Genomic DNA, 2355 nt, shown 5'->3' on the forward strand with positions numbered 1-2355 from the left:
TAGGTACATGTTTCTCCAATGCGCTTGCATATATTATTCATGAGATCGATGCAAAAACCAAAATAATAAGGGCCTTGAGTGGTATTAATTTTTTCGACAACGGGGGGACCAGAAACCCCTACACCAACAGTTAACGAGCGACTAAAAGAGAATGTGCTCACAAGTAGCATCATGATGAATACTACATTTTGCATCCTATTGGAGATTTTAGTTAATTCCATGTCATTCTGCTGTGTTTTCTTAAAATTTAGAAAGCAAATCCTGTTTTGTCAATTTCTTTGTTAAAAATGGGTTATTAGTTGTTCAATATTATTAATTATGGAGTTGAATATTTTCAACTCCATAATTAAAGGGGAGCAATAGATAATTAGAATGAACCATAACTTGGTGGTTGGTCCTGAATCTCATCATCCATTGAGGGTGCGGAAGGAAATGGGCTCATCTTTTCTTCAGTACTTTTAAAGAAGATATAGCTTTCACCGTTATTGCTTGATACATTTTGTGCTTTATTAAATAGTTGGCTCATTGCATTTTGTTGTTCTAGAAGTTGTTGTTCGATTTGCGCACTCTGGTTTTCTGTTTGGCTTATTTGCATCTTTAGATTAGGAATAATAATTACACTTAAATCATAAGCACTTTTCCATTGATTCATGAGTGCTTTTTCATTGTTATGAATTTGCTGGTTATTTTGTTCTATTTGAACATCATGGGCTGCCTTTTGAAAGTGAACTATAATAGCAATCGTCAGTGAAATGACGCCAAGCATAGCAAATGCACCAGGAACAGCAAAAAATAAAGGGCTGATAATTAACGTATTGATTAGACCGGCACTTAATAGACCGCATGCTGTTCCGAATAGAGCGGCATACAGTGCATTTTTTCTATAATGACCGGCTGACTTGCTCTCAAGCTGTAATTGCGTGGTTGCGTCAGTAAGCTCTTTATTGGCTTGTACACGTTTCGGTTCTGTGGTGGCGTGGTGTTGTAATTTTAATGTATTTTCTTCGAGTTCTTTTTGTAGTGCATATAAATTAGTTCTTGTCTCATTTAGAGAATTAATAATTATATTTTCTTTCTTGCTCATTTCCATAAAGTTTTTCATCATGCCTAAAATCAGTTTTAATGCCTGTTTTTCATTAAATGTCATTTGTAGACTATAGGTAGTTTGTTGTAATGCATGTTCTAATTGCGTTAAATACATTGGATAGCTTAGTTCAAGAGCAGTATCCATTAGTTGCTTTTGTTTATTGTCTAGTTTTTGGCCTTTAATCTCTATTTTTTGTTTTAGTGCGGCGAAATTTTTAGGTGATAGTTGGAGGAGGTTGGGATCATAGGCCTTTCTTGCATTGTCTCTATTAATACGTTCTTGATTTCTAAGAGCGCGTTGCTCCTCTTTATGAGGTAATTCGATCTCTATTTGATGCTTCATTGTTACAAGGTGCTCTTCGATTTGTTTTTTTTCTTGACGGCTTTTATTTAAAATTTGGTTTTCTTCAGTAATTATATTATTCGTTGTACTAATGAGGTAAGTAAGTGTTTTGTATTCGTTAATAAGTCTATTGAGCGCATTTTGTAGTAAATGATTGTCAGGATTAATATGAGGGTATACCTGTGTATGAGAATGATGGCTATGCACATGCTTTTGTGGGTAAGAACTATGTAGAGATTGCCGATCAAGGCTATACATGTCGCTATTTACCTGGGTAAGATTGACTTGCAGGGCATAAAGCTTATTACTGGCTTGCTTTATGTTGGCTTGTCTTTGAAAACAGTCGCTCTCCAGTTGATGTAATTGGGCGGTGAGGTTATTAAACTCATTTAGATAATGTGCTTTTAGGGCGTTGTCATCATCACTTTCTTGTTTATCCTTGTCTGCTTCTTCCGTATCCTCCTTTTTTTGGGATTCACAGGCTAATGGAATAACCTGATTAAGCATTGCTTGTTTGTCCGCATTGCACTGCTCAGAGAGATAGGTGCTAATTGAGTTTATTGTGCTTGATAAGGGAAGCCTTTCCAGAAGATATTGGCGAAGGAGTTGGTAATCAGATTCGTTAATAGCTGTATTTATTTGAGATTGCACTAGATCATTGATAATGATTTCTGATAATGCCATGAGTCGTGACTCCTCAGTGAGTAAATTATGAACTTATTTTTATTATTTCAACTATTTATATGAATCCTTGTGTCTCCAGGAGCGAGCAATTGCGTGCTTTTTACCTGGGAGTTATTGCTCCGATTAAGTAAGTGACAAGCTCCTTAACAGTGCGATTTAATTGAAGGCATTATGCCATCTAAATGTTAAGGAATTGTTAAGAAATTGTTTCTTAATTGTAAAAAAATTATGGTTTTATTACA

At 35.3% G+C, this 2355-nt stretch carries 1 protein-coding gene and 1 pseudogene; both read right to left on the bottom strand.

Features of this window, described 5'->3' with window-relative positions:
• Positions 1 to 221: pseudogene (locus LDG_RS20320) on the bottom strand (hypothetical protein); the annotation flags it as partial.
• A gap of 146 nt (positions 222 to 367) precedes the next feature.
• The gene (locus LDG_RS11825) at positions 368 to 2113 is read right to left on the bottom strand and encodes a hypothetical protein (RefSeq protein ID WP_006871613.1); all 1746 of its coding nucleotides are present in this window, start codon (positions 2111 to 2113) and stop codon (positions 368 to 370) included.
• Positions 2114 to 2355: the final 242 nt, after the last annotated feature.

Source organism: Legionella drancourtii LLAP12 (assembly GCF_000162755.2).
In the GTDB taxonomy this organism is placed as follows: domain Bacteria; phylum Pseudomonadota; class Gammaproteobacteria; order Legionellales; family Legionellaceae; genus Legionella; species Legionella drancourtii.